The organism is Nocardioides sp. YJ-D4, assembly GCF_054031495.1.
Genome location: NZ_CM132932.1, coordinates 3,693,484 through 3,719,059 on the forward strand (window position 1 = coordinate 3,693,484; position 25,576 = coordinate 3,719,059).

The 25,576-nt window shown below is 69.2% G+C and carries 27 protein-coding genes; 17 read left to right on the forward strand and 10 right to left on the reverse strand.

Features of this window, described 5'->3' with window-relative positions:
- Positions 1-35: 35 nt before the first annotated feature.
- The gene (pyrE, locus tag ACW14X_RS17605) at positions 36-572 is read right to left on the reverse strand and encodes an orotate phosphoribosyltransferase (protein WP_457162819.1); all 537 of its coding nucleotides are present in this window, start codon (positions 570-572) and stop codon (positions 36-38) included.
- Between the two features lie 99 nt (positions 573-671).
- Here pyrE and ACW14X_RS17610 point away from each other — a divergent pair, with 99 nt between their 5' ends.
- Positions 672-1,838 carry an aminotransferase class I/II-fold pyridoxal phosphate-dependent enzyme gene (locus tag ACW14X_RS17610; protein ID WP_160026654.1) on the forward strand — a complete coding sequence of 389 codons (1,167 nt, stop codon included), beginning with the start codon at positions 672-674 and terminating at the stop codon, positions 1,836-1,838.
- On the opposite strand, the gene ACW14X_RS17615 is transcribed toward ACW14X_RS17610, so the two are convergent.
- A complete protein-coding gene (locus ACW14X_RS17615) occupies positions 1,835-2,614 on the reverse strand; it encodes a DedA family protein (RefSeq protein ID WP_457162820.1) in 780 nt (259 codons plus the stop codon). The two genes, ACW14X_RS17610 and ACW14X_RS17615, sit on opposite strands and share 4 nt — an antisense overlap.
- A gap of 107 nt (positions 2,615-2,721) precedes the next feature.
- Here ACW14X_RS17615 and ACW14X_RS17620 point away from each other — a divergent pair, with 107 nt between their 5' ends.
- Entirely contained in the window at positions 2,722-3,360 is a 639-nt protein-coding gene (locus tag ACW14X_RS17620) for a TrmH family RNA methyltransferase (protein ID WP_350844222.1), read from the forward strand.
- 74 nt (positions 3,361-3,434) lie between these two features.
- Here ACW14X_RS17620 and ACW14X_RS17625 read toward each other — a convergent pair whose 3' ends face one another.
- The 4 genes from ACW14X_RS17625 to ACW14X_RS17640 all read right to left on the reverse strand — a co-directional run bounded on the left by ACW14X_RS17625 (position 3,435) and on the right by ACW14X_RS17640 (position 6,402).
- Entirely contained in the window at positions 3,435-4,019 is a 585-nt protein-coding gene (locus ACW14X_RS17625; RefSeq protein ID WP_457162821.1) for a septum formation family protein, read from the reverse strand.
- Between the two features lie 99 nt (positions 4,020-4,118).
- Positions 4,119-4,682: a dihydrofolate reductase family protein gene (locus ACW14X_RS17630; RefSeq protein ID WP_457162822.1), complete on the reverse strand. Its 564-nt coding sequence runs from the start codon at positions 4,680-4,682 to the stop codon at positions 4,119-4,121.
- 68 nt (positions 4,683-4,750) lie between these two features.
- Positions 4,751-5,242, reverse strand: coding sequence for a SigE family RNA polymerase sigma factor (locus ACW14X_RS17635; RefSeq protein WP_160026657.1), 492 nt, complete (start codon positions 5,240-5,242; stop codon positions 4,751-4,753).
- Entirely contained in the window at positions 5,239-6,402 is a 1,164-nt protein-coding gene (locus ACW14X_RS17640) for a hypothetical protein (protein ID WP_457162823.1), read from the reverse strand. The genes ACW14X_RS17635 and ACW14X_RS17640 overlap by 4 nt, the downstream gene beginning before the upstream one ends.
- A 93-nt stretch (positions 6,403-6,495) precedes the next feature.
- Between ACW14X_RS17640 and fbaA the strand changes: the two genes are divergently transcribed.
- The 4 genes from fbaA (at position 6,496) to ACW14X_RS17660 (ending at position 11,356) form a co-directional block, all read left to right on the forward strand.
- On the forward strand, positions 6,496-7,587 hold the full coding sequence (gene fbaA / locus ACW14X_RS17645; RefSeq protein WP_457162824.1) for a class II fructose-bisphosphate aldolase: 1,092 nt from the start codon (positions 6,496-6,498) through the stop codon (positions 7,585-7,587).
- A 671-nt stretch (positions 7,588-8,258) separates the two neighbouring features.
- Positions 8,259-9,542: a fibronectin type III domain-containing protein gene (locus ACW14X_RS17650; RefSeq protein WP_457162825.1), complete on the forward strand. Its 1,284-nt coding sequence runs from the start codon at positions 8,259-8,261 to the stop codon at positions 9,540-9,542.
- A gap of 435 nt (positions 9,543-9,977) precedes the next feature.
- Positions 9,978-10,700, forward strand: a complete 723-nt coding sequence (locus ACW14X_RS17655) for a FadR/GntR family transcriptional regulator (protein ID WP_350661264.1) — start codon at positions 9,978-9,980, stop codon at positions 10,698-10,700.
- Complete coding sequence (locus ACW14X_RS17660) at positions 10,697-11,356, forward strand: cache domain-containing protein (protein ID WP_160026661.1); 660 nt, start codon at positions 10,697-10,699, stop codon at positions 11,354-11,356. The genes ACW14X_RS17655 and ACW14X_RS17660 overlap by 4 nt, the downstream gene beginning before the upstream one ends.
- On the opposite strand, the gene ACW14X_RS17665 is transcribed toward ACW14X_RS17660, so the two are convergent.
- Positions 11,348-12,826: a DHA2 family efflux MFS transporter permease subunit gene (locus ACW14X_RS17665; protein WP_457162826.1), complete on the reverse strand. Its 1,479-nt coding sequence runs from the start codon at positions 12,824-12,826 to the stop codon at positions 11,348-11,350. The two genes, ACW14X_RS17660 and ACW14X_RS17665, sit on opposite strands and share 9 nt — an antisense overlap.
- An 87-nt stretch (positions 12,827-12,913) precedes the next feature.
- On the opposite strand from ACW14X_RS17665, the gene ACW14X_RS17670 reads away from it, so the two are divergent.
- The 6 genes from ACW14X_RS17670 to ACW14X_RS17695 all read left to right on the forward strand — a co-directional run bounded on the left by ACW14X_RS17670 (position 12,914) and on the right by ACW14X_RS17695 (position 18,957).
- A complete protein-coding gene (locus ACW14X_RS17670) occupies positions 12,914-13,327 on the forward strand; it encodes a DUF3151 domain-containing protein (RefSeq protein ID WP_160026663.1) in 414 nt (137 codons plus the stop codon).
- A 45-nt stretch (positions 13,328-13,372) separates the two neighbouring features.
- The gene (gene lysS / locus ACW14X_RS17675; protein ID WP_457162827.1) at positions 13,373-14,875 is read left to right on the forward strand and encodes a lysine--tRNA ligase; all 1,503 of its coding nucleotides are present in this window, start codon (positions 13,373-13,375) and stop codon (positions 14,873-14,875) included.
- Between the two features lie 59 nt (positions 14,876-14,934).
- A complete protein-coding gene (locus tag ACW14X_RS17680; protein ID WP_160026665.1) occupies positions 14,935-15,915 on the forward strand; it encodes a helix-turn-helix transcriptional regulator in 981 nt (326 codons plus the stop codon).
- 152 nt (positions 15,916-16,067) lie between these two features.
- Entirely contained in the window at positions 16,068-17,351 is a 1,284-nt protein-coding gene (locus ACW14X_RS17685; protein WP_160026666.1) for an adenylosuccinate synthase, read from the forward strand.
- A 9-nt stretch (positions 17,352-17,360) separates the two neighbouring features.
- Positions 17,361-18,656, forward strand: coding sequence for a phosphoribosylamine--glycine ligase (purD, locus tag ACW14X_RS17690; protein WP_457162828.1), 1,296 nt, complete (start codon positions 17,361-17,363; stop codon positions 18,654-18,656).
- A 22-nt stretch (positions 18,657-18,678) separates the two neighbouring features.
- Positions 18,679-18,957: a resistance to Congo red protein gene (locus tag ACW14X_RS17695; RefSeq protein WP_160026668.1), complete on the forward strand. Its 279-nt coding sequence runs from the start codon at positions 18,679-18,681 to the stop codon at positions 18,955-18,957.
- Positions 18,958-18,988: 31 nt separating this feature from the next.
- On the opposite strand, the gene ACW14X_RS17700 is transcribed toward ACW14X_RS17695, so the two are convergent.
- On the reverse strand, positions 18,989-20,203 hold the full coding sequence (locus ACW14X_RS17700; RefSeq protein ID WP_160026669.1) for a DUF4032 domain-containing protein: 1,215 nt from the start codon (positions 20,201-20,203) through the stop codon (positions 18,989-18,991).
- Between the two features lie 39 nt (positions 20,204-20,242).
- On the opposite strand from ACW14X_RS17700, the gene purB reads away from it, so the two are divergent.
- The 3 genes from purB to ACW14X_RS17715 are packed head-to-tail and all read left to right on the forward strand — an operon-like array spanning position 20,243 to position 23,011.
- Positions 20,243-21,673, forward strand: a complete 1,431-nt coding sequence (gene purB / locus ACW14X_RS17705) for an adenylosuccinate lyase (protein WP_457162829.1) — start codon at positions 20,243-20,245, stop codon at positions 21,671-21,673.
- A 5-nt stretch (positions 21,674-21,678) separates the two neighbouring features.
- A complete protein-coding gene (locus ACW14X_RS17710) occupies positions 21,679-22,071 on the forward strand; it encodes an NUDIX hydrolase (protein WP_457162830.1) in 393 nt (130 codons plus the stop codon).
- 40 nt (positions 22,072-22,111) lie between these two features.
- Complete coding sequence (locus tag ACW14X_RS17715) at positions 22,112-23,011, forward strand: oxygenase MpaB family protein (protein ID WP_457162831.1); 900 nt, start codon at positions 22,112-22,114, stop codon at positions 23,009-23,011.
- Here ACW14X_RS17715 and ACW14X_RS17720 read toward each other — a convergent pair.
- Positions 22,998-23,315: an antibiotic biosynthesis monooxygenase family protein gene (locus tag ACW14X_RS17720; protein WP_160026672.1), complete on the reverse strand. Its 318-nt coding sequence runs from the start codon at positions 23,313-23,315 to the stop codon at positions 22,998-23,000. The genes ACW14X_RS17715 and ACW14X_RS17720 overlap by 14 nt on opposite strands.
- 58 nt (positions 23,316-23,373) lie before the next feature.
- Between ACW14X_RS17720 and ACW14X_RS17725 the strand changes: the two genes are divergently transcribed.
- On the forward strand, positions 23,374-23,952 hold the full coding sequence (locus tag ACW14X_RS17725) for an antibiotic biosynthesis monooxygenase (RefSeq protein ID WP_350715820.1): 579 nt from the start codon (positions 23,374-23,376) through the stop codon (positions 23,950-23,952).
- Here ACW14X_RS17725 and ACW14X_RS17730 read toward each other — a convergent pair.
- Positions 23,949-24,281, reverse strand: a complete 333-nt coding sequence (locus ACW14X_RS17730) for an ArsR/SmtB family transcription factor (RefSeq protein ID WP_160026673.1) — start codon at positions 24,279-24,281, stop codon at positions 23,949-23,951. The two genes, ACW14X_RS17725 and ACW14X_RS17730, sit on opposite strands and share 4 nt — an antisense overlap.
- Before the next feature lie 86 nt (positions 24,282-24,367).
- On the opposite strand from ACW14X_RS17730, the gene ACW14X_RS17735 reads away from it, so the two are divergent.
- The gene (locus ACW14X_RS17735) at positions 24,368-25,576 is read left to right on the forward strand and encodes an MFS transporter (protein WP_457162832.1); all 1,209 of its coding nucleotides are present in this window, start codon (positions 24,368-24,370) and stop codon (positions 25,574-25,576) included.

Here is a 25,576-nt window from a genome sequence, read left to right on the forward strand (position 1 = left end):
GCGGCCGAAGCCTAGCGACCTGAGCTGTGGATCCCCTAGGAGGCCGCGTTGACCGCGTCCAGGTCGGCGCGGGTCAGCACGGAGCGGATCTCGAGCGAGACATCACGCAGCGACTCACCGGGCTCGGGCGACCGGTCGATCGCACACACCACAGTGTCCACGACCGCACCAAGCGGACGGAGCGCGTTGACGGCGTCGCGAACGGCACCACCGGAGGTGATCACGTCCTCGATCAGGGTCACGCGCTTGCCCTCGAAGGACGGGCCCTCGGCGAGCTTGGCGGTGCCGTACTCCTTGGCCTTCTTCCGGATGAAGATCGCCGGGATGCCGGTCTTGGCCGACACCATGGTCACGATCGGGATGCCACCGAGCTCGAGGCCACCGAGCAGCTCGGTCCCTTCAGGAAGCAGCTCGACCATCCGTGCTGCGACGCGGTCCAGCAGAGCCGGGTTCGCCTCGAAGAGGTACTTGTCGAAGTAGGTGTCGCTGACCTGCCCCGAGCGGAGCGTGAACTCCCCGTGCAGGCGGCAGGTGGCGTCGATGTCGGCAGCAAGGGCAGCGTCGGTTGTCACGGCCCCTAGCCTAAGTCTTATGAGTGAGCGCCAGCGAACGACCATAGGCGTCAGGCCGCAGCGTCCGTATTCTTCGTCTTGCCCTACGGAGGCGGCGGCATGACCGCGCGACGACTCCACGGCATCCCGCCGACGATCTTCTCCGAGATGTCCGCCCTGGCCGCCGCCACCGGCGCGGTCAACCTCGGCCAGGGCTTCCCGGACGTGGACGGACCCGACGAGATCATCAAAGAAGCCGTCGCTGCCCTCGAAGGCGGACGGAACCAGTACGCCCCCGGCCCGGGTATCCCGGCGCTGCGTGAGGCGGTCGCGGCCCACCAGGAACGCCACTACGGCCTGACCTTCGACCCGGCGCGCGAGGTCGCGGTGACCACCGGCGCCACCGAGGGGATCGCGGCGGCGATCCTTGCCCTGGTCGACCCGGGCGACGAGGTGATCCTCGTCGAGCCCTACTACGACAGCTACCCGGCCATGGTGCAGTTCGCAGGCGGCGTACGTCGCCCGGTGACGTTGAGCCTGGACGCGTCCGCGGCGGGCGGGAGGCTCCCGCGCGAGGCGCTGGAGGCCGCTGTCTCACCGAAGACGAAGGTGCTGCTGCTCAACTCCCCGCACAACCCGACCGGCACGGTGCTCACCCGTGAGGAGCTGGAGACGGTCGCCGCCTTCGCGGTCGAGCACGACCTGACGGTGGTCTCCGACGAGGTCTACGAGCACCTGACCTTCGACGGGACGCCACACATCCCGATCGCGACGCTCCCCGGGATGCGCGAGCGCACCCTGACCCTGTCGAGCATCGGCAAGTCCTACTCCTTCACCGGCTGGAAGGTCGGCTGGGCGACCGGCCCCGAGCACCTGGTCCAGGCGCTGCTGGGCGCCAAGCAGTGGCTGACGTTCACCTCCGGTGCCCCGCTGCAGCCGGCCGCTGCGTACGCACTCGAGCATCTCGACCACTGGCCCAAGGAGCTCGCCCTCGACCTGCAGGGTCGGCGCGACCTGCTCTGCGACGGGCTGAAGCGGATCGGCCTGGACGTGACGATCCCGGAGGGCACCTACTTCGCCGTCTCCGACATCACCGATCTCGGCTGGGACGACGGGCTGGAGTTCTGCCGGGCGCTGCCCGAGCGGGCCGGCGTCGTGGCCATCCCGTTGCAGGGGTTCTACGACACCGACGCCGGGAAGCAGCTGGTCAGGTGGACCTTCACCAAGCAGCGCGAGGTGATCGAGGAAGCTCTGGAGCGACTCGCCCGAGGGCGCCTGACGCGCTAGTGGTCCGCCCGGGTGTCGGCGTCGTCGTCCGCCGGCGTGCGCGGCGGCACGGCCAAGCCGAGGATGTCGCGGTCCGCGTGACCGTCGTGGTCGAGGTCCCCGGCGAGCCGGGAGGCCGTACGCCGCCGGCGCCACCACTCCACCATCGCGGGCAGGAACGCGAGCGCGAAGAGCAGCAGGATCAGGTAGTCGATGTTGTCGGCCAGCCAGGGCCAGCGGGATCCGACGAAGAAGCCGAACAGCGTCACCGCGAGCACCCACAGCACGCCGCCGACGAGGCTCCAGAAATAGAACCGTCGCCGGTCCATGTGGGTGACTCCGGCGACGACGGTGACATAGGTGCGTACGAAAGCGATGAACCGGCCGATCACCAACGCCTTGTTGCCGTGCTTGTCGAAGAACTCACGGGTCTGGTCGAAATGCCTCTTTTTGATGAAGCGGCCGTCGCGTTCATAGAGCCGCGGACCGATCTTTCGGCCGATCTCATAGCCGGTCACGTTGCCGGCGAATGCCGCCGCGACGAAGAAGAGCATCGCGAGCACGATCTCGACGCCGGGAGGCCCGGGAAAGATGTCGATCTTGCCGGTCGCGATGAAGATTCCGAGCGCGATCAGGAGGCTGTCACCGGGGAGGAACGGGAAGAAGAGACCGCACTCGATGAAGATGATGATCAGGCTGATCCAGAAGAGCGGCTCGCCGAAAGTGGCCAGCAGAAAGTCCGGACTCATCCATTCCAAACCGGCCAACATCGGCGCAAAATTCCCCGCACCTGTCACGGCCCCTACGGTACCCATAGGTAACAACTCTTGTTGTCGAATATTCTGACTCGGCGATGAACGAGACACGACCGTCCGAGGCTGATTCCAGAGCGCCATACGACCCGATGCCCCACGGGCAGCCGGAGGTCGGAGTGGGTCCGTGGCCAGGTGAATGGCCCGAGGGAGAGCACTGGGATCCTGAGCTGCTGGCCAACGGCGACCGCCGCAACGTGGTCGACCGTTACCGCTACTGGACGCTCGAGGCGATCGTCGCCGACCTCGACCGGCGCCGCCACGGCTTCCATGTCGCCATCGAGAACTGGCAGCACGACTTCAACATCGGCACCATCGTCCGCACCGCCAACGCCTTCTTGGCCGCCGAGGTGCACATCGTCGGCAACCGCCGCTGGAACCGCCGCGGCGCGATGGTCACCGACCGCTACCAGCACGTCCATCACCACCCGGACGTGCCCGCGCTCGCGGCGTACCTCCATGAACGAGACGTACGCCTTCTCGGCATCGACAACCTGCCCGGCTCGCTCCACCTGGAGACCATGGAGCTGCCGAAGTCGGTCTGCTTCCTGTTCGGGCAGGAGGGCCCGGGGCTCTCCGAGCAGGCCCGCGAGAGCGTCGACGGCACCTTCTCGATCGCCCAGTTCGGCTCGACGCGGTCCATCAACGCCTCTGCGGCCGCGGCGATCGCGATGCACTCCTGGGTCGTCCAGCACGCCGATCTCTCCTCCGAGCAGGCCTGGCGCGGCTGACCGGACCGCCCGTAGATGCGTCGATCCCCCGGGGAGCACCCCGGGGGATCGACGCGTCGTGACCGATCAGCGGATCAGTTGCTGTTCCGCTCGTAGCAGACGACCCAGTGGTCGCCGGTCTGCCACTCCCACTTGCCCGGCACCTCGTAGGCCCTCGTCCGGGCCGGGCAGTTGGCGCCGACGGCCCGCTCGAACGAGGCAGCGGTCGGGTAGGTCGTACCGGCCTTCTTGAAGGCCGAGATCGACTTGTAGGTGTGCGAGCTCAGGCACGAGTAGGGCCCGACGAACTTCGCGCTCAGGCAGCCGCGGGTCCGCTGGGTGAGCGATACGCCCTCGAGGAACCTCGCCCGGTTGGTCGGCAGGTTCTTGAGAGTGCCCTTGCCGAGCAGTACGACGTCGCAGCGGAACCAGCGCTGGCCGGCGTTGAACTGCTCGACGTTCGGCACGAAGAAGGCTGTGGTGTACGCCGACTGGTTCCGCTTCGAGTAGGTGCTGCCCAGCTTGTCCCGGAGCGCGCGGACGCACGTCTTGACCATGTGGGAGTAGCCGTCATGGGCTTCTGCGCAGGCGCGAGAGCGCCCGCTGAATCCTCGCAGCGAGATGCCCAGCGGGGCATAGTCAATTCGGGTGGTTGTAAACCCGTTACGACCCGGTGTCATCCATGAGAACAGGACCCGCTAAAGTTAACTCCCGGGTCGCCCGGATGTGCTCCACTTTCGTGGGTGCGTGGCCTCGGGGCCGGGCGGCAGCGGGGGCTTTCAGCGCCTCTCGATCCGGTAGCGGATCTGCACCTGCTGGCCGGTCTGCAGGACGTCGATGACACGCATCCGCTTGCTGGTGATGCGGCGGGGGAGCAGTGGCGCTCCGGCGCCCAGGGTGACCGGACAGATCCCGGCGACGACCTCGTCGAGCAGACCGGCGTCGTCGAACTGGCCGACCAGGTCGCCACCGCCCACGAGCCAGATCCCGCCGTCGACGGTGGCCGCGATCTCGTCGTAGACGGGCTTCACGTCGCCCTGGACGAACCGCACCTGCGTGCCCTGGACCTTCGGCAGATCCGTCGCGTGCGTGAACACCCACACCGGCCGCTCGTCGTAGTACTCCCGCCACTTCTCCGGCCCGGCCAGCATCTCCGGATCGTGGTCGATCATCCACCGGTACGTCGTGCCGCCCATCACCAGCGCAGCCGACTCCGCCATCAGCCGCTCCCAGGACGTCTCGTCGTCGCCGTGCTCTGTCTCGAAGAGCCAGTCCAGCGAGCTGTTCTCATCGGCGATGTAGCCGTCCAGGGACGTCGCGGTGAAGTAGGTGACCTTGGGCATGCCCCCGACGCTAGGCGCGTCAGAGGCATGCCCGCCCGACCGTTCTTGCTCTGTCTCCTGCTGGTGGGTCAGGTCCGGGAGGCGTCTCCCGACTCCAGGCAGGTACGCAGCGCGGTGAGCCCGCGCGAGGAGTGGCTCTTGACGGTGCCCTCGCTGATCCGCAGCTCGCGCGCGGTCTCGGCGACCGACAGCTGCAGCCAGTGGCGCAGGACGACCACCTTGCGCTGCATCTCCGGCAGCGCCTGCAGCGCCGCGAACAGCTCGGACCGCTCCTCGAACCGCGCGGCCGGCATCGGCCGCTCCGGGATGTCGCCCGAGCGTTCCCGCTTCCACCACGGCCGCCGGGTCTGGTCGATGTGGGCGCGGACGAGGATCGTCCGGACGTACGCCTCCTCCGACCCCGGCTCGACCCGGCGCCACGACGCGTACAGCTTCAGCAGTGACGTCTGCACCAGGTCGTCCGCCCGGTGCCAGTCGCCGCACAAGGCATAGGCAGTTCGCAGCAGATGTGGGCGTCGTGCGGCGACGAACCCGGAGAATGCCTCATCACGTGTGCTCACGGGAACAACGACCCCCCGCCCGTCTCCTCGTCGGTCTCGTTCGCCTTGACGATGGCCAGGACGTCCGCGAGGGAACGTGTGCTGCGGTCCTCGGATCGGCGTTCGTCCGACACCTCGATGGTGTAGACGAGCGTGAGGCCGTCCTTCTCGCGAGCGATGGCGACCTGTTCCTTCCCCTTGATGGTGATCCGAGCCGCGGCGGACCGGGTGGCGCCTTCGGCGAACTTCTCTCCGAGGTCGGGGTCAGCGACCTGCTCGAGAATCTCCACGCTGTCCTCGGCCGGGACCAGCTCCGATCCGGTTCCGAACTCGACCGCCTCGGACATGCTCGCGCTGTATCCGCCCGCCGACGCGGCCATCTCCCTGTCGATCCGCTCTCTCTCGTGAGCGAGGTATCCGTCGATGGTCTGCCCCGGAGCGGCGTACGCCACCCCGTAGCCTTGACCGCCGCCTCCGCCCTTCGGCCGGTCGCCGCTGAAGAGGATCCACACCTCCATGCCCTCGCGCTCCGCGACGGCTGCGTCTGAGTCCCAGGGCAGGTCATAGTCGAGCGGGTTGTCGATCTCGCGCGTGACCGTCCAGCCGCCGCCGACCCGGATCGACCCTCCGACCGACCATCGGGGTTTGACGTGGTGCGCGGCCACGTCCTCGGCCCACTCGCTGAGGCTCTTCCCGTTGGTCTGCGCCGCGTCGGCGTAGGCGATCTCGGTCGGGTTCATGAAGTTCGCATAGATCGTCTTCCTCCCGTCGGTCGCGGCGAGGAACAGCTGGGCATAGTCGTGTCCGAGGAGTCGGCGGATCTCCTTCCGCTCGATCCGGCCGGTCTCCTCCCAGCCGTCCTGGAGCGTGACCTCTTTCGTGTCGAAGTCGTACCTGAGGGGGGAGGCGTCGCTCAACGGCGGCTGTGTCGGGTAGACGCCGGGTGCCTCGTCGGCGTCCGACTGGGTCGCGATCGGTGGGGTGGGCGCCGCCCGGTCGCTCCACGGTGCGTACGCCGATCCCAGGCCGATCACCGACGCGACGAGGAGGGCGGTCCCGCCTGCGGCGACGGCCTGTCGACGGCGTACGGCCCGCTTCCCGGCGGCCACCAGGGCAGCCGGATCCGCGGGTATGGGTGGGGGTTGCGGGATCGCCCGATCGAGGACGTCGTGCCAGTCCATGGTTCCTCCAAGGTCAGTCTCACCCGTGGATACGGATCGCGCGGCAGATCGGTTGTCCTGCTTGATCGATCCAACTCCGAGCGTTGGCAACGGGTGGTCGGAGGCGCATTACGCTGGCCACCAGCGCACCGGTCGACAACGGATCTCAAGGAGAACCTCCAGATGCCCATCGCCACCCCCGAGAAGTACGCCGAGATGCTCGCGACCGCGAAGGAGAAGGGTTTCGCCTTCCCCGCGATCAACGTCTCCTCGTCGCAGACGCTCAACGCGGCGCTGGCCGGGTTCGCGGAGGCCGGCTCGGACGGCATCATCCAGATCTCCACGGGTGGCGCGGAGTACCTCTCCGGCCCCACGGTCAAGAACATGGTGACCGGCTCGGTGGCCTTCGCCGCGTACGCGACCGAGGTCGCCAAGTCCTACGACGTCAACATCGCGCTCCACACCGACCACTGCCCCAAGGACAAGCTCGACGGCTTCGTACGTCCCCTCCTCGAGCTCTCCGCCGAGCGCGTCCAGCGTGGTGAGGCGCCGCTGTTCCAGAGCCACATGTGGGACGGGTCCGCGGTGCCGCTGGCCGAGAACCTGCAGATCGCCGAGGAGCTGCTGGCGACGGCGAAGGCTGCCCACATCGTGCTCGAGATCGAGGTCGGCGTGGTCGGTGGCGAGGAGGACGGCATCGTCGGAGCGATCGACGACAAGCTCTACTCGACCCCCGAGGACGCCATCGCGACCGCCGACGCGCTGGGCGTCGAGGGCTACCTGACCGCGCTCACCTTCGGCAACGTGCACGGCGTCTACAAGCCGGGCAACGTCAAGCTCCGTCCCTCGATCCTGCGCGACGCCCAGGACGCGGTCGTCGCCAAGCTCGGCCTGCCCTCCGGTTCGAAGCCGTTCGACCTCGTCTTCCACGGCGGCTCCGGCTCGAGCGCGGAGGAGATCGCCGAGGCGGTCTCCTACGGCGTGGTCAAGATGAACATCGACACCGACACCCAGTACGCCTACACCCGCGCGGTCGCCGGCCACATGCTGGCCAATTACGACGGCGTTCTGAAGGTCGACGGCGAGGTCGGAAACAAGAAGCAGTACGATCCTCGCGCGTGGGGCAAGCTCGCTGAGGCCAGTATGGCCACTCGGGTCGTCGAGGGTGCCCAGCATCTCGGTTCTGCGGGCAACTCCATCGGCTGATCACACGCCGGGGATGGGCCAATGGTCCCGGTTCGGAAAACGTTGTGGTGCACGGCATAGCAAACTCGGGCTTATGTCGTTGTGCCGGTCATTGGTAAAGCGATTCAATGCCCTAGCTGGACGGCGACCCTCGGGTAACAAGGTCGGACCGTCCCCTCGGCGTTGATCTTGGGAGGGACATCCTCGGTATGGAAACCACTGCGCGAAACCGCACAATCGGCGGAATCGTCATAGGCGCGATCATTCTGATCCTGCTGCTCGTCTTGTTCTCGTGCACCGTAAACAGCGATACACAGAGCTCGCCGAAGAAGGATCCGACCACCGGGGAGTCTTCGCTCCCCAGTGATCCGGACACTCTTGAGCCTGACGACAAGCCGTCGGAGAAGGACTCCGACGAGCCGGAGGTCGTCGACGACGACATCGTCCCGGCTGCGAACACCGGTGTGACCTTCATCCCCGCGGGCAACGTCCCGTCGGGCAGCACCCCGACCTGTGAGCTCGACCCGAGCGCCTGCGAGGACACTCGTCCGCCGGGCGCCGGCGTGGACATCTGCGAGATCCGCCCGGACCTGACCCAGTGCCAGGAGCCGACTCCGCCGACCACCCCGCCGGGTGAGGAGGAGCCGCCGACGAACCCCGAGGAGCCTGGGCCGGAGGAGCCCGAGCTGCCGGTGTGCGGTATCTGGCCACTCCCGGACTGCCCCGAGGACCCTGAGAACCAAGCCCCGACGGCCCCTGTTGTCAACGAGTGTGAGGTTGAGACCTCGACTCGAGCGACGATCACTTGGTCCAAGTCTGAAGATCCCGACGGCAAGGTAGCGGGCTACAACGTTTACCGCGACCCGGACGCGACGATGAGCGACAACGGCAAGAGGTCTGCGACCTTCGATGACCTCACGCCTGGGGAGACCTACACCTTCTGGGTGCGAGCCGTTGATGGCAAGGGCAAGCGATCCGAGGCGAGCAACCGCGTCGAGTGCTTCATGGACGCAGATGCACCGGAGGTACCGGCAGATGTGACGGTGACATCGGTCGACCCCACCGACAGCACGCTTGAGGTGAGTTGGACGGAGTCTGAGGACAACCCGAACCCGGGCGGAATCGGAGATGTGACCTACAACATCTATCGAGACGGCAGGCTGATCGAGTCGCGCTATGACGACACGACCTTTGAAGACCCCGGCCTGGAAGCCGGCAAGCGGTACTCCTACACCGTGACGGCGGTCGACGGGCTCGACCACGAGTCGGCCCACTCGGCTGAGGCATTTGGCGAGACCACGAAGAACGCTCCGACCGTCCCGCAGAATGTCAGGGTCTCTGACGTCGACCTCGCTGGGTTCACGGTGTCTTGGTCTGCCTCGACAGACCTGGATGGTGTGACGCCGCAAGAGCAGATCGAGTACATCGTGAACGTGGATGGCGGTCTCCTCTGCGGGGGACGTTCGAACCCGGGCGCTACGTCCATGCGGATCCTCTGCCTGCTTGGCCAGGACGCCAACGTCACGGTCACGGCTGAGGACACCGACGGTAACCGGTCCGCACCCAGCGCTCCGGCGTCTGCCAGCGGGCCTGAGGCTGAGGGTGGCAACGTCGGCCTCCGCTCGACTACTCCCGGCACGAAGGCCGACTCGGACAGCCCGGCGAAGAGCCCGGTTCCGTCCGAAGCCCCGGCCGAGGACGCTCCTGTGGAGGAGCAGCCGACCGAGGAGAACTCGCCGCTGCTGCCGGGTCTGGATGACATCCTCCCGGGCGGCGAGGACACCGCTGAGGCTCCTGCTGAGGAGCCGGCCGAGCCGGAGGCGACGCCGAGCGAGTCGGAGTCCCCGGCCGCGCGGCCGACGACCGAGGAGCCTGCTGACGAGGCGACCGAGGAAGCTCCCGCCGAGGAGGACGAGGGTGGCCTGCTGGACAACATCGGTGACGCGCTGACCAGCGCCGTGGCCGCGGTGTTCTAGCCGACACACGCCGAGAAACAGGGCGGGGAGAGCCGAGAGGCTCTCCCCGCCCTGTCGCATCCCGGGGCGGTCGAGAGCACGCCGAATGCTCACCGAGGTACCTCGGCGAACACGCACTGACTTCGTGGAGTTCGCCGAAGGAAGCGACCGTTCACCGAGTTACCTCGGTGAGCATCCGGGCCCGCCCGGGCGCAAACGATCCAAAACCAAGGAGTCGGATGCCCAGCGCCCCCCACAAGCCCTGGACATCCGACGATCTTGGGTGACCGACACAAGTGTGCGTCAGTCGTGGCCTCAGGTTAGGCATAGAAACGCCCATGGATCCAGATGGTTAAGACGAAATTCATGAACTTTCTGTGCTCATTCGAACAGATTCGAACAGATCTGGGGGCCGAATCATCTAGATCCATACATTAGGATTTCGGTGTGCGTGTGATGACGTCCCGAGCTCGCGCGGCCATCTTCGCCCCGATCGGCGACGAGGGCCGGGCGGCGCGCGTCGAGAACCGGCTCGCGGAGGCGATCCGCTCCGGCGTGCTCGCGCACGGCGAGCGGCTCCCCAGCGAGCCGGAGCTGGCCCAGATGCTCGGCGTCGCGACGGTCACCGCACGGGAGGCACTGGTCGCGCTGCGCGCCAAGGGCCTGGTGGTGACGACCCGGGGGCGGGGCGGTGGCTCGTTCGTACGTGCACCCGAGAGCGGCGACCTCGTCGAGGACCGGCTCGCGTCGATGTCGCGGGTCGAGCTGCGCGACCGGGCCACGGTCTACCTGGTGGTGCTCACCGGTTGTGCGGAGATCGCGGCGGAGCGTACGGACCCTGACGAGGTCGAGGACCTGCGTGACCTGCTGATCCCGCTCAACGTCAGCGACGTGGCCCGCTGGCGCAGCGCCGACAGCGAGCTCTACCTGTCGGTGGCCGCGTTGACCCAGTCGGCCCGGATGACCCGCGAGGTGGTGCGTCAGGAGGCCGACTTCGGCGCGCTGCTCCGGATCCCGCTCAACGAGCCGGGCTTCCGGGAGGCCACGGCGACCCGCCACCAGGAGCTTGTCGAAGCCCTCGCAGCAGGAGATGCTGTCAGGGCACGGGAGAGCGTACGCGAGCACGTCGCCCACTCCCTTGAACGCTTGGCCGAGATCCATGAGGCGGTGCGACGATGACGAAGACCATGACTCCCATCGACTGTGTGGCTCAGGTCGAGCAGCACTTCGGGCCGATCGTGACCGAGCTCGAGCGCGTGCGCAGCGAGGTGGCCGCCCTCTTCGAGGCCGGCCCGGTCACCACCGCGTCCCTGCGTGAGCGACTCGAGCCCGGTTCGCTGGAGTTCCTGCGCAACCCCAACCTCATCGGTGGTGGCTTCGTCGCGGCCCCGGGCGTGCTCAGCGACCGCCGGCTCTACCTCGTCTGGTGGCAGGGCGAGGAGCGTGACTTCCTCGGCGACGCCGATGCGCCGGGCACCGGAGAGGCGATCGACTACACCCGCCAGCCCTGGTACCGCACCCCGGAGCGCACGGGCGAGCTGACGCTCGTCGGGCCGTACGTCGACTTCGTCTGCACCGACGAGTACGTCATGACCACCACGATGCCGGTCTACGCCGGGGGCCGCATGGTCGGCGTCGCGGGGGCAGACACCCTGGTCGAGACGCTCGAGACGATGCTGCTGCCGGGACTGCGCGAGGCCGGTGCCACGCTGGTCAACGGCCACGGCAAGGCGATCGTCTCCGCCGACCCGCAGCTGGCCACCGGTGCCCCGCTCACCACCGCCCGGGACATGATCCCATGCCGCGGGCTGCCGCTCTCGGTCGCTCTAGGCTGACGGCTTCGTCATGTGACGCGGTGTGGTGAAGAAGAGCACCGCCACGAAGCCGACCGCCAGTGCGGCCGCCGGCAGCAGCATCACCTCCGACATCGCCTCGGCGAAGTCCGTGGCCACTGCGGGCGGGACCGAGGAGCCTGCCGCGGTCTCGTGGCCGCCCGCGAGCGATCCGCCGAGGCCGTGGGCGTTGAGGCGGAGGTCGATGAGTACGGCGACCGCGGCGGAGCCGATCACCGACCCGACGAGCCGGGTGGCGTTGTAGACCCCGGCGCCCGCGCCGGCCAGCCGCATCGGCACGTTGCGGGTGGCGGTCGCCGCGAGGGGCGCCCACACGGCGGCCGAGCCGAGGCCGAAGACGGCCATCGGCACCAGCAGCTGCCACAGCTGGGAGTCGACGGTCATCGGCACCGCGAGCCAGAAGAGCGAGAGGGAGCAGAGGAAGAAGGCCACGCCGGTCAGCAGCCGCGGATGCACGCGGTCGCTCAGCCGACCGACCAGCGGCGCGGCGAGGAGAGAGACGAAGGCCATCGGGACCATCAGCAGCGACGCCTCGAGCGCGGTGTAGCCGCGGACGAGCTGGGCGTAGAGCATCAGCGGGAAGCCCTGTGCGACGGCCGCGAAGCCCATGCAGGAGATCGCCAGGCTGGAGACGGAGAAGTTGCGGTCGGTGAAGATGGACAGCGGCACCAACGGCTCCTTGCGGTTGCGCGCCTGCCACCAGACGAAGAGCGCCATGATCGCGACGCCCCCGGCGACGAGCGCCCAGGTGACGGCGTCCCAGCCGCGCTGCTCGCCGTTCTGCAGGCCGAAGACCACGCAGAACATCCCGACGCCGCTGAGCGCCACCCCGAGCCAGTCGAAGACGTGCGCGTGGGTCTCCAGCGAAGGGACCATGAGCCAGTTGAGGACGATCGCGATGACGCCGATCGGCACGTTGACGAAGAAGATCCACTCCCAGCCGCCGACCGCGACCAGTGCCCCGCCCGCGAGCGGACCGACGAGCGTCGCGACGCCGGCGGTCGCGCCCCACAGCGCCATCGCCGAGCCCCGCCGCTCCGCCGGGAAGATCCGGGTGATGGTCGCCATCGTCTGCGGCGTCATCATCGCCGCGCCGAGACCCTGCACCGCCCGCGCCGCGACCAGCGACTCGATGCTTCCGGCGAGCCCGCACCACAGCGACGAGGCGGTGAAGACGGCCAGGCCGGCGATGTAGACCCACTTGGGCCCGAACCGGTCACCGAGCCGGCCCATGATCAGCACCGGTACGGCGTAGGCCAGCAGATAGGCGCTGGTCACCCACAGCACCGCGTTGGCGCTCGCGTCGAGCTCGGCCATGATGTCCGGCGTCGCGACGGTCACGATCGTCATGTCGACCAACAGCATGAAGAAGCCGATGCACAGCGCGGCCAGCGCCCGCCACGGGTGCTCGGTCGTCTGCGCTGCGGTCGTCTGCGTCACGGGCTGGGTCATGGCCACAGTCAACACCCGCGCGCCGACATCTCCCTGATCGGTCTGCCCGGGGAAAGACGGTCGGTGGCTGCGGGCACAATGGTGCGTATGACCCACCAGGACCTGATGGCCGGACCGCCGCCGACCCACCTCCCCGCCGACCCCGCGACCGACGAGCTGGCCGCCGGCACCGACCCCGCCGAGGTCGTACGCCGCCACCCGGCCTCGCCCTCTGCCTGGGCCGCGCTCGCCACGGCCGCCAAGGAGGCCGGCGCCGAGGACGTGACCATCTACGCCTACGCCCGCGTCGGCTACCACCGCTCGCTCGACATGCTGCGCCGCAACGGCTGGAAGGGCCACGGTCCGGTGCCGTGGGAGCACGAGCCCAACCGCGGCTTCCTGACCAGCCTCGCCCTCCTCGCCGAGCAGGCCAAGGCGATCGGCGAGACCGACGAGTGGGAGCGCTGCAGCGAGTTCCTGCGCGACAGCAGCCCGACGGCGTACGACACCCTGCTCGGCTGATTACCGAATCGCGTAGGACCAGCGATTTCGCCTAGCCTTGCCCCTGTGACTGAGCAGACCACCAACGCGCCCGAACCGGACCTCAACGAGCAGATGATCGTCCGGCGCGAGAAGCGTGAGCGCCTGCTGGCCGAGGGCAAGAAGGCGTACGCCATCGAGGTCGGCCGCACCCACACGCTCGCGGAGGTGCGCGAGGCCTACGAGGACAAGCTCGAGGCCGGCGACGAGACCCAGGACGTGGTCACCGTCGCCGGTCGGGTCATGTTCGTCCGCAACACCGGCAAGCTCGCGTTCGCGACGCTGCAGGAGGGCATCGGCACCCGGCTCCAGGTGATGCTCTCGCTCGCCGAGGTGGGGGAGGAGTCGCTCGCGGAGTGGAAGAGCCTGGTCGACCTCGGTGACCACGTCGCCGTCACCGGCCGGGTGATCTCGTCGCGGCGCGGCGAGCTCTCCATCATGGCCTCGAGCTGGCAGATGGTGTCCAAGGCGCTGCGGCCGCTGCCGGTGCTCCACAAGGACCTCTCCGAGGAGGCCCGGGTCCGGCAGCGCTACGCCGACCTGATCGTGCGCCAGGAGGCGCGCGACATGGTGCGTACGCGCGCGAAGATCACGCAGGCGATCCGCCGCCGGCTGGAGGACGACGGCTTCCTCGAGGTCGAGACGCCGGTCCTGCAGCTCATCCACGGTGGTGCGCACGCGCGGCCGTTCAACACCCACATGAACGCCTTCGACCAGCCGATGACGCTGCGCATCGCGCTCGAGCTCAACCTCAAGAAGGCGGTCGTCGGCGGCGTCGACAAGGTCTACGAGATCGGCCGGATCTTCCGCAACGAGGGCGTCGACTCCACGCACAGCCCCGAGTTCACGATGATCGAGGCCTACCAGGCCTACGGCGACCAGTTCACGATCGCGGAGGAGATGCGGCAGATGTACCTCGCCGCCGCCGACGCGGTGGGCTCGCGCCAGGTGGAGACGGACGCCGGCGTCATCGACCTCGACGGCGAGTGGAAGTGGCTGCCGGTCTACGAGGGTGTCTCCGAGGCCGTCGGTGTCGAGGTCACCCCTGACACCGACGTCGACACGCTGAAGGCGCTCGCCGACAAGCACGACGTCGAGCTCGACCCGGCCTGGGACGCGGCCAAGATCGTCATGGAGCTGTGCGGCGAGCTGGTCGAGCCCCACCTGCTCCAGCCGACCTTCCTGTGCGACTTCCCGGCGATCGCCCAGCCGCTGGCGCGGATCAACGACGAGGAGCCGGGCAAGGTGCTCGCCTGGGACCTGATCATCGGCGGCGTCGAGCGCGGCACCGGGTTCACCGAGCTGATCGACCCGGTCGTGCAGCGCGAGGTGCTCACCGCCCAGTCCCTCCTGGCCGCCGGCGGCGACCCCGAGGCGATGCAGCTCGACGAGGACTTCCTGCGCGCGCTGGAGTACGGCGCCCCGCCGATGGGTGGCCTCGGGCTCGGTCTGGACCGGGCGATCATGCTCTTCACCGGCGCGGGGATCCGCGAAACGATCCTCTTCCCGCTGCTCAAGCCGGAGGCCTGAGGCGGCGGCTCGTTCCTTCGTCAAGGTCCACCGCCGTATCCGGTACTACAGTGCCAGGTATGGAGAACGGCCGGTCGGAGACGTTGATGACCGCGCTCGGGTTCGACCCGGGCGCGGCACAGCTCTACAGCCGTCTTCTCCCGCTCAACGGGTGGCCGTTGGTGGTCGTGGCAGCGACGCTGTCCTCCTCCGAGGAGGAGCTGCTGGCGGAGGCCGCGCCGCTGGTCGACAGCGGTGTCGTCTCCATCGGCGAGACGTTGACCGTGCTCAGCCCGACGGCGGTGGTCGCCCACATGCTGGAGCGGGCCGCGACCCGGGCCCAGGACGCCCACGACCATCTGCTGAAGATCTCTCAGTCGGTGCCGTACGTCGCCGGCACCGCCGCGCGGCTCCCGGCCCAGATCGGCGAGGAGCACCCGATCGAGGGCGAGGTGATCGCGACCGAGTTCACGCCGGAGACCTTCGAGCGGCTGGTCTCGGCGACCTCGGGCGACATGATGTGGCTGCGCCCGGCGGTGACCGTGCATCCCTCGGAGATGCGGTTCATCTCGGTCATCGAGTCCACGATCAAGTCGGGTCGCCGGTGCCGTGGCATCTACCCGGTGGCGGCGCTGAAGCACTCACCCGACGTGCTGCGGATGCGGGTCGAGATCGGTGAGGAGATCCGGATCCTGCCACGCGTCGGCACCCACCTGATGGTGGTCGGCAGCACGCACGCGATGTTCCCGGACCCGCTCGGGCCGGTGGAGCAGCCGATCATCAACGTACGCCAGCGGGGCATCGTCGAGGTGGTGACCAGCTACTTCGAGGAGCTGTGGCGCCGCGCCCTCCCGGCGGCCGAGCTCGAGGACCTGCCGAGCGCCGAGCGCCGCCTGCTGCTCGCCGAGCTGGCCAGCGGAGCCCAGGACGAGCAGATCGCCCGGAGGCTGGGGGTCTCGCTGCGTACGGTCCGGCGACGGGTCGCCGAACTGCTCGAGGAGCTCGGTGCGACCTCACGGTTCGAGGCGGGTGTGGAGGCCGCCCGGCGAGCCTGGCTGTGACGTACGAGTCCGAATTTGCTAGCGTGTGGTCGCAAGAGCCCTGGTCTTGCCAGGGCTTTCTGCATTTGATGGATCCAGCACACACTAGGTAATGGTGCGTTGAGCAGCCGCCGCAGGGCGGAGGGACTCCGTCCGGAGCGAAGGAGCAACACATGCCCGCGATCACGATCATCGGCGCCCAATGGGGCGACGAAGGCAAGGGCAAGGCGACCGACCTGCTCGGTGAGCACGTCGACTACGTCGTGAAGTTCAACGGCGGCAACAACGCCGGCCACACGGTGGTCATCGGCAAGGAGAAGTACGCCCTCCACCTGCTGCCCAGCGGCATCCTGACCGCCGGCGTGACGCCGGTGATCGGCAACGGCGTGGTCGTCGACCTGGCGGTCCTCTTCGAGGAGCTGAGCGGTCTGGAGCAGCGCGGCGTCGACATCTCCAAGCTGAAGCTGTCCGCCAGCGCCCACGTCATCGCCGACTACAACCGCCAGCTCGACAAGGTCACCGAGCGCTTCCTCGGCTCGCGCAAGATCGGCACCACGGGCCGCGGGATCGGGCCGACCTACGCCGACAAGGTCAACCGCATCGGCATCCGCGTCCAGGACCTCTTCGACGAGTCGATCCTGCGCGGCAAGGTCGAGGGTGCCCTGGAGCTGAAGAACCAGCTGCTCTCCAAGGTCTACAACCGCCGTGGCTTCACCGTCGACGCCGTCGTCGAGGACCTGCTGTCCTACGCCGACCGGATCGCGCCGATGGTGTGTGACACCGGCCTGCTGCTCAACCAGGCGCTCGACCGGGGCGAGACCGTGCTGCTCGAGGGCGGCCAGGCGACCCTGCTCGACGTCGACCACGGCACCTACCCCTTCGTGACCTCCTCCAATGCCACCTCGGGCGGCGCCTGCACCGGCTCCGGCATCCCGCCGACCCGGATCGACCGGGTCGTCGCGATCGTGAAGGCCTACACCACCCGCGTGGGTGAGGGGCCGTTCCCGACCGAGCTCTTCGACGCGTCGGGCGACTACCTGCGCGACAACGGCCACGAGTTCGGCACGACCACCGGACGCCCGCGCCGCTGCGGTTGGTACGACGCGGTCATCGCCCGCTACGCGGCCCGCGTCAACGGCGTCACCGACTTCGTCCTGACCAAGCTCGATGTGCTCGACGGCCTCGAGGAGATCCCGGTGTGCGTGGCGTACGACGTCGACGGCGTCCGTCACGACGAGATGCCCGTCAACCAGTCCGACTTCCACCACGCCAAGCCGATCTTCGAGATGCTGCCGGGCTGGAAGGAAGACATCTCGGGTGCCCGGTCGTTCGCCGATCTCCCGGCCAACGCCCAGGCGTACGTGAAGTACGTCGAGGAGATCTCCGGCGCCCCGATGTCGGTCATCGGCGTCGGCCCGGCCCGCGACGAGACGGTCATCATCAACTCGCTGACCTAAGGTTGGCGCGTGACTTCTCGCAAGATCCTCGTCGTCGGCACCGGTGGTCGTGAGCACGCGCTCGCGCTGAAGCTCTCCCAGGAGGGGAACGAGGTGTACGCCGCGCCCGGCAACCCCGGGATCGCGGCGTTCGCCACGCTCCGGGACGTGGACATCATGTCCGGTCCCGCGATCGCCTCCCTGGCCGGCGAGCTGGGCGTGGACCTGGTCGTCGTCGGGCCCGAGGCGCCGCTGGTGGCCGGGGTCGCCGACGCGGTCCGTGAGGCGGGGATCGCGGTCTTCGGGCCGTCGGAGGCTGCCGCACAGCTCGAGGGGTCGAAGGCGTTCTCGAAGGACGTGATGTCCGTGGCCGGCGTGCCGACCGCGGGCTCGCGGGTGGCGACCACGCCCGAGGAGGCCGCCGCCGCGCTGGACGAGTTCGGCGCTCCGTACGTCGTCAAGGACGACGCCCTTGCCGCGGGCAAGGGCGTCGTCGTGACCCGTGACCGTGAGGAGGCGCTTGCCCATGCAGCCGCCTGCGAGCGGGTCGTCATCGAGGAGTTCCTCGACGGCCCCGAGGTCTCGCTCTTCGCGATCTGCGACGGGACGCGGGCCTACGCGCTGCAGCCGGCCCAGGACTTCAAGCGGATCTTCGACGGCGGCAAGGGCGGCAACACCGGCGGGATGGGTGCCTACTCGCCGCTGCCGTGGGCGCAGCCGGACCTGGCCGACGTCGTGCTGACGACCGTCGTCCAGCCGACCCTGGTCGAGATGGAGAAGCGCGGCGCTCCGTTCGTCGGGTGCCTCTACGTCGGGCTCTCGCTGACCGCCAAGGGTCCGAAGGTGATCGAGTTCAACTGCCGGTTCGGTGACCCCGACATCCAGCCGGTCCTCGCTCTTCTGGAGTCCTCCCTCGGCGACCTGCTCCTCGCGGCGGCCACGGGCGCGCTGGACACCGTCGACGCGCCGACCTTCTCCGACGGTGCCTCGGTGACCGTCGTGCTGGCCTCGGCCGGCTACCCGGAGTCGTCCTCGAAGGGCGACGTCATCACCGGCGCCGGCAACGCCAACTCGATCAACGACGTGGACGTGATCCACGCCGGCACGGCGATCGTCGACGCCTCCACGCCCGAGGAGCCCGACCACCGCCACCTGGTCACCGCGGGAGGCCGGGTGCTGGCCGTCCGCGCGAAGGGCTACGACATCGACGACGCGCGCTCGCGGGCGTACGCCGCCGCCGACCTGATCACGTTCGACGGACTCCAGCGGCGCTCCGACATCGCGGCCGAGCCGCTCGGCGTCGTCGAGGGCGCCTCGCTGCTTTGAGCATCGGCGTAGTCTGCCGAGCATGACCTGGGTCGTGTTCGGGATCGCTGTCGTCGCCGTGCTCGGCCTGATGATCGCCGCGTGCCACAAGGCGCTGCGGTCCTCCCGGCGAGGCGTCTCCGCCGGTCTCGGCGACGGCCTCGGCAACTTCATCGACGTCTTCGATCCCGGCAACGCCCGCGCTGCGCGCGACCTCAAGGAGCAGGACAACGTCGGTCACGTGATCCCGTCACCCGACGGCGACGACCCGCCCCACGGGGTGGACCTGAAGGCCGGCCGGGTCACCATCCGGCGGGCCTGAGACGTCCAGGAGCTCAGGGGAGACTCGGTGGTCAGTCCTCGGCGGGCGGGGTGACGGCCTCGTCGGGGCGGTGCTCGATGACGTCCTCGTAGTAGGACTCGGCGGCGTTGATGAGCTTGACCCACTCGCCGGCGAACTGGGAGAGCACCCAGCGGTGCTCGAGGATCTCGTGGAACATCTGCGCCGGGGTCAGCTTGGCGGCGGCGCCGGGCGGGCGCATCGCGACGATGGGCTCGTAGACCTCGCGCAGCCAGCGGCTCGCCGCGACCTCGATCGGCCGGTCGCCGAGCTCCCGGGTGGCGCGGAAGGCGGAGATGTCGTTGAGGATCCGCCGAGCCTGGGCGTCCTGGACGTCCAGGCCGGTCAGCGTACGCAGCTCGCGACGGTGGTGGCCCAGCTCGACCACCCGCGGCCGCAACGCCACCGTGTCGCCGTCCTCGCTGGTGGTGATGTCGAGCTCCTCGACGTCGAAGCCGAGGTCGTGGAGGCGCTCGATGCGCTGCTCGATGTGCCACATCTCCTCGGCGGAGAAGACCTGCTCCTCGGTGAGCTCGCGCCACAGCGCGTCATAGCGGCTCTGCAGCCGCTCGACGATCGCGTCGATGGGGAAGGCCTCGGGCAGGGACTCGCTCGCCTGCAGGTCGAGCAGCTCGCCGTAGATGTTCTGGTAGGCGACGTCGAGGTCGTACTCCCGCAGCCGGTCGGAGAGCTCCGGCTTCAGCTCCCCGGTCTCGGCATCGACCAGATAGGCGGCGAACCCGGCCGCGTCGCGTACGAACAGGACGTTCGACAAGGACACGTCGCCCCAGTAGAAGCCGGCCAGGTGGAGGCGTACGAGCAGGACGACCAGCGCGTCGATGAGCGCTGGGAGCCGGTCGGCTGCGAGCCCCCGCTCGAACAGCGCGCGGTAGGGGAGCGAGTAGGTGAGGTGCTCGGTCATCAGCGCGGCGCCGAGGTCGTTGCCGTCGCGGTCCTTGCGTCCGGTGACGACGCTCTTGGCGACCACGGTCGGCAGGCCGAGGCGCTGCAGCTCGCGCAGCATGTTGTACTCACGCCGGGCGATGTCGGCCTGGGTCTCCTTGACCGCGTAGATGTTGTTGCGCACCCGCACGATGCGTACGACATGGCGACTCAGCCCGCGGGCCAGCGGCACCACGACATCATCCGGCCAGTCCTCCAGGGGAAATGACCAGGGCAGGGTGTAGATCGCCGGATCGGGCCGGCTGGCGAGGATCCGCAGGGCCATACCGCCACGTTAGTGGGGGTGGGCACGGAGCATGGGAGAATGTCCGCCGTGACTGTGGTGCCCAACGTTCTCGCCAACCGCTATGCCGCGGCCGACCTCGCCGGGATCTGGAGTCCCGAGCACAAGATCGTCCTGGAGCGTCAGCTCTGGATCGCGGTGCTCAAGGCCCAGAAGGATCTCGGCATCGACGTCCCCGACGGGGTCGTGGAGGCGTACGAGAAGGTCGTCGAGGACGTCGACCTCGACTCGATCGCTGCCCGCGAGCGGGTGACCCGCCACGACGTGAAGGCGCGGATCGAGGAGTTCGCCGCGCTGGCCGGTCACGAGCACATCCACAAGGGCATGACCTCGCGAGACCTCACCGAGAACGTCGAGCAGCTCCAGGTCCTCTCGAGCCTGAAGGTGATCCGCGACCGTGCCGTCGCGACGCTGGCCCGCCTGGCGCGGCTTGCGGCCGAGCACGAGACCACCGTGATGGCCGGCCGTTCGCACAATGTCGCTGCTCAGGCGACGACGCTCGGCAAGCGGTTCGCGACGGTCGCCGACGAGATGCTGGTCGGGCTCCAGCGGGTCGAGGAGCTCATCGCCCGCTACCCGCTGCGCGGGATCAAGGGCCCGATGGGCACGGCGCAGGACATGCTCGATCTACTCGACGGCGACGCCGACAAGCTGGCCGCGCTCGAAGAGCGGGTCGCGGCCCACCTCGGCTTCGAGAACGTTTTCACCAGCGTCGGCCAGGTCTACCCGCGCTCCCTCGACTTCGACGCGGTCTCGGCGCTGGTCCAGCTCGTCTCCGGCCCCTCCAACCTCTCGACCACGATCCGGCTGATGGCCGGCAACGAGCTGGTCACCGAGGGTTTCAAGGAGGGCCAGGTCGGCTCCTCCGCGATGCCTCACAAGATGAACTCGCGCTCGACCGAGCGGGTCAACGGCCTTTCGGTGGTGCTCCGCGGCTACCTCTCGATGATCTCCGAGCTGGCCGGCGACCAGTGGAACGAGGGCGACGTCTCCGACTCCGTCGTGCGCCGCGTCGCGCTCCCGGACGCGTTCTTCGCCGCCGACGGTCTCTTCCAGACCTTCCTGACCGTGCTCGACGAGTTCGGCGCGTTCCCGGCCGTGATCCAGCGCGAGCTCGACCGCTACCTGCCGTTCCTGGCGACCACCAAGGTGCTCATGGCAGCCGTTCGCAACGGTGTCGGCCGCGAGGAGGCGCACGAGGCGATCAAGGAGGCCGCCGTCGGCACCGCGCTCTCGATGCGCAAGGGGCAGGCCGAGAACGACGTCTTCGCCAAGCTCGGCGCCGACTCGCGGCTCGGTCTGACCGAGGACCAGATCCAGTCGCTGGTCGCCGAGCCGATCGAGTTCACCGGTGCCGCCGTCGCGCAGGTCCAGGAGGTCGTACGCCGCGTGGAGGCGGTCACCGCCCGCCACCCCGAGGCCGCCGCCTACGTGCCCGGGGAGATCCTCTGAGTCCGGTGATCACCGTCGCGGCGGTCGTCTTCCGCGACGGTGACGGGCGGATGCTGACCGTCCGCAAGAATGGCACCGCGAAGTTCATGCTCCCCGGCGGAAAGCTGGAGCCGGGGGAGTCGGCCGCGGAGGCGGCCGTCCGCGAGGTGGCGGAGGAACTCGGCGTACGACTTCGGGTCGAGGATCTCGCCCTGCTCGGCGAGTTCGAGGCGGACGCCGCCAACGAGCCGGGTCATCTGGTGCGCTCGACGGTCTTCACCTGGACCGGAGAGGTCGCTCCGGACGCCGCTGCCGAGATCGCGGAGCTACGCTGGGCGACGCTCGCCGAGATCGCCGACGGAGCCGACTTCGCCCCGCTGACCAGGGAGTACGTCGTCCCCGCGCTCGAACCCGCCTGAACCGTCGCGGCCGACCGCGACGCGGTGTCAGACTGTTGGCGTGCCCGGGTACTTCGCCGCCGACTCGATGGTCGTCCGTGCCATGCGTCAGCGGGTCGTCGGGCTGAGCTGGGGACAGCGGGCGCTGGTGATCGGTGGCCTGCACCCACGGCTCTTCGTGGGCACCGCCCAGCACACGGTGCACCGGGCGACGCCCTACACCCGGCTCGCGCTGACCGCTCGGCTGATGGAGACGGTCTTCCTCGGCACCAAGGAGGAGGCCGACCGGGCGCTCGCCTTCACGGCGAAGCGGCATGTGCCCGTCGCGGGGACGATGGAGGTCCCCGGCGGTCCCGCGCATCCCGAGGGGTCGCCCTACTCGGCCGCCGACCCCGGGCTGATGTGGTGGACGGCGGCGTTCGCGCTCGACTCGGTCGAGTTCATGTACGACGCCCTGGTCCGCCCGCTCCGCCCGGACGAGCGCGAGGAGCTCTTCGACGGGTTCGTGACCTGGGCCGGTCTCTTCGGTATGCCGGCCTCGGCCGCGCCGGCGTCCTATCCCGACTTCCGCCGCCGCTTCGACGCCTGGCTCGCCTCGGACGAGCCGTATCTCGTGGACGAGGCGCGACTGGTCGGCCGGCACATCGCCGGCACCGCCGGCTACCACCTCCCTGGCGGGCCGCCGACCTCCGAGACGCTCCGGACCGTCGTCCAGGGCAGCCTGCCGGCGCTGGTCCGCGAGCACTACGGCATCCCGTGGTCGGCTGCCGCCGAGAGAAGATGGCAGGCCGTACGCACCGCCAGCAGGCTCGCCCACGGCCGCCTCTCGCTCCTCGGGCCCACGCCGTTGCTGCGCGGGCGGAGCGAGCACTTCTACAAGGTCGTCCAGCAGGGTGAACAGGCGTTGGTGCGCCGAGGAGGCGTCAGCATTCCCGGCGTCTCCGACGTCACGCCGGCTTGACGTCCAGCACGACCTCGAACTCCAGCAGATCGGCGCCGGTGGCGACGGGCTTGCGCGGCGCCTCGCCCGGCGGAGTCGCGTGCGCGGCGCGGGCATCCCCGTCGCGCCAGGCCGCGAAGGACTCCTCGGAGTCCCAGTGGGTGACGACGAAGTAGCGGTCGTCACCTGCGACGGGGCGCAGCAGCTGGAAGCCGAGGAACCCCGGCGACTTCTCGACCGCCCCGGCTCGCGCCGCGAACCGCTTCTCGAGCTCCGCCCCCGCCTCGGCCGGAACCTGGATTGCATTGATCTTCACCACAGACATGCCGCAAACCTATGCGAGGGCTGGGGAGGCGGCGTACGTGCCTGCGACGATGGACGGCATGTCCGAGCCGGTAACCGTGACCATCGCCCGTCGAGTCTCCGTGGAGCGCCGCGACGAGATGGTCGCCTGGATGCAGGCGGGGATCCGGCTGGCCAGCGAGTTCCCCGGCTTCCTGGGAGCGGGCTGGGTGCGGCCGTCACCGGACTCCGACCAGTGGCACCTGCTCTACCGCTTCGACTCCCACGAGACCCTGGGCAGCTGGGACAACAGCCGGCAGCGCGGCTGGTGGCTGGGCGCGGGCGAGCCGTTCGTGGAGGAGACCCGGATCGAGCGGCGCACCGGCATCGAGGGCTGGTTCGACCCGCCGAGCACCTACGACGTCGAGCAGGTCTCCGGGGTCGCGACGGCCCCGCCGCGGTGGAAGCAGACGATCACGATCTTCCTGATGTTCTACCCGGTCAGCCTGCTCGCCAACTGGCTGCTCGGCCCGCTGGTCGCGGAGTGGGCGCTGCCGCTGAAGGTGCTCGGGGTGATGGTCGTGACGCTGCCGTTCATGACGTACTTCGGGCTGCCGTGGATCACCCGCAACATGGAGTGGTTCCTGCACGGCCGCCCGGCGCCCTGGCGCCGAGGTTAGGGCTTCGCGTCGCCGTCCTCGGCGGAGAGAACCACGTCGAGGAGCCCGGGGAACCGCGCATCGAGATCCTCGCGCCGCAGCGAGAGGCGTCGGCCACGGCCGTTGGCCTCGTTGCGGACCACACCTGACGTACGCAGCACCTTCATCAGGTGCGACTTCGTCGACTTCGGCACGTCCGGGTTGCTCAGGTGGCACTCCGCCATGTCGAGCGGTCCGTCGACCAGCTGACGGGCGATCGCCAGGCGCTCGGGGTCGCTGAGAGCGAAGAGGACGGTCGTCAGTGAGATCTCCGACCGCTCAGGATGCGGAAGGTCCGGGGAAGAACTCATGGTTCGATAATAGTTGCACAGTCGACGGAAGGCACGTACTCTCGAACGAAAGGTTCGAAATAATTCGAACGATGGATGGAGTGGTGATGTCGGCAGAGGCAGTGAGCGGTGTGACGACGGACGCCGTCTCGGGGCGGCGGCTCGGGGCCGGGGTGGCTCTCGGGGCGGTCGTGCTGATGATGGCGGGGGCCAGCGCCCCCTCGCCGTTCTATCCCGACCTCCAGGTCGGCCTCGGGCTCCAGCCCTGGGTGATGACGGCGATCTTCGCCGTCTACGCCGTCGCCCTGCTCGGCACGCTGCTCGTGTTCGGCTCGGTCTCCGACCACGTCGGCCGGCGGCCGGTGGTGACCGTCGGGTTCGTCCTCCTGGCGGCCAGCTTCCTGCTCTTCCGCGGCGCCGACGCCGCCGCGGCCCTCTTCGAGGCGCGGATCCTGCAAGGAGTCGCGAGCGGGCTGCTGCTCTCGACCCTGTCGGCCGCCGTCGCCGACTTCGAGCGGCCGTCGCGGCCCGGCTCCGCCGCGGTGGTCAACGCCGTCGCGCCGATGGCGGGCCTGGCGGTCGGTGCCGTCGTCGCCGGCGTGGCCATGGAGATGGCCGGCGACGCGCGGCTCCTCGTCTTCGACGCCCTCATCCTGCTGTCCCTGCTGCTCGCGGCAGGAGTCTGGCTCGTACCGGAGACCGCGCCCCGCCACGAGGGCCTGGTGGCCTCGCTGCGTCCGCGGATCGCGGTGCCGCCGGCGATCCGGGGCCTGCTCGCCCGCAGCGCCCCGGCGATCTTCGCCGGCTGGGCCACCGGTGGGCTGTTCCTCTCCCTCGGTGCCGCGATCGTGCGCTCCGAGCTGGGCGTGACCAACCACATCCTGCAGGGGCTGGCGATCGGCGCCCTCGCCGGTGCGGGAGGGCTGGCGTCGTACGTCTTCCGGCACCGCTCGGCGCGGACGACGACGCTCTACGGCACGGCCGCGCTGGCCACCGGCACCGTGCTCAGCCTCGCCGCACTCCTGGCCGGTTCGGTGACGGCGTACCTCGTCGCGGTGGTCGTCGCGGGCACCGGCTTCGGCACGGCCTTCTTCGGCATCCTGCGCTCGATCATGCCGCTCCTGCCGGCACATGAGCGGGCGGAGGTCTTCGCGGTGATCTTCATCGTGTCCTACCTCGCCTTCGGCATCCCGGCGGTCGTCGCCGGGCTGCTGACGCCGCAGATCGGTCTCACGACCACGACGTACGTCTATGGCGCCGTCGTCGCGGTGCTCTCCGCCGTGGCCGGTCTGCTGCGCTGGCGCAGCGGCGACTGA

Excerpts from the sequence above, each read along its gene's own strand:
- ACW14X_RS17670 (WP_160026663.1), top strand. The coding sequence starts at position 12,914 with ATGACCCACCAGGACCTGATGGCCGGACCGCCGCCGACCCACCTCCCC.
- ACW14X_RS17620 (WP_350844222.1), top strand. The coding sequence starts at position 2,722 with ATGCCCCACGGGCAGCCGGAGGTCGGAGTGGGTCCGTGGCCAGGTGAA.
- ACW14X_RS17610 (WP_160026654.1), top strand. The coding sequence starts at position 672 with ATGACCGCGCGACGACTCCACGGCATCCCGCCGACGATCTTCTCCGAG.
- ACW14X_RS17680 (WP_160026665.1), top strand. The coding sequence starts at position 14,935 with ATGGAGAACGGCCGGTCGGAGACGTTGATGACCGCGCTCGGGTTCGAC.
- purB (WP_457162829.1), top strand. The coding sequence starts at position 20,243 with ATGTCCGCCGTGACTGTGGTGCCCAACGTTCTCGCCAACCGCTATGCC.
- ACW14X_RS17720 (WP_160026672.1), bottom strand. The coding sequence starts at position 23,315 with ATGTCTGTGGTGAAGATCAATGCAATCCAGGTTCCGGCCGAGGCGGGG.
- ACW14X_RS17725 (WP_350715820.1), top strand. The coding sequence starts at position 23,374 with ATGTCCGAGCCGGTAACCGTGACCATCGCCCGTCGAGTCTCCGTGGAG.
- ACW14X_RS17695 (WP_160026668.1), top strand. The coding sequence starts at position 18,679 with ATGACCTGGGTCGTGTTCGGGATCGCTGTCGTCGCCGTGCTCGGCCTG.
- ACW14X_RS17625 (WP_457162821.1), bottom strand. The coding sequence starts at position 4,019 with ATGACACCGGGTCGTAACGGGTTTACAACCACCCGAATTGACTATGCC.
- ACW14X_RS17730 (WP_160026673.1), bottom strand. The coding sequence starts at position 24,281 with ATGAGTTCTTCCCCGGACCTTCCGCATCCTGAGCGGTCGGAGATCTCA.
- ACW14X_RS17685 (WP_160026666.1), top strand. The coding sequence starts at position 16,068 with ATGCCCGCGATCACGATCATCGGCGCCCAATGGGGCGACGAAGGCAAG.
- ACW14X_RS17660 (WP_160026661.1), top strand. The coding sequence starts at position 10,697 with ATGACGAAGACCATGACTCCCATCGACTGTGTGGCTCAGGTCGAGCAG.
- ACW14X_RS17655 (WP_350661264.1), top strand. The coding sequence starts at position 9,978 with ATGACGTCCCGAGCTCGCGCGGCCATCTTCGCCCCGATCGGCGACGAG.
- ACW14X_RS17630 (WP_457162822.1), bottom strand. The coding sequence starts at position 4,682 with ATGCCCAAGGTCACCTACTTCACCGCGACGTCCCTGGACGGCTACATC.
- ACW14X_RS17665 (WP_457162826.1), bottom strand. The coding sequence starts at position 12,826 with ATGACCCAGCCCGTGACGCAGACGACCGCAGCGCAGACGACCGAGCAC.
- ACW14X_RS17640 (WP_457162823.1), bottom strand. The coding sequence starts at position 6,402 with ATGGACTGGCACGACGTCCTCGATCGGGCGATCCCGCAACCCCCACCC.
- ACW14X_RS17700 (WP_160026669.1), bottom strand. The coding sequence starts at position 20,203 with ATGGCCCTGCGGATCCTCGCCAGCCGGCCCGATCCGGCGATCTACACC.
- ACW14X_RS17735 (WP_457162832.1), top strand. The coding sequence starts at position 24,368 with ATGTCGGCAGAGGCAGTGAGCGGTGTGACGACGGACGCCGTCTCGGGG.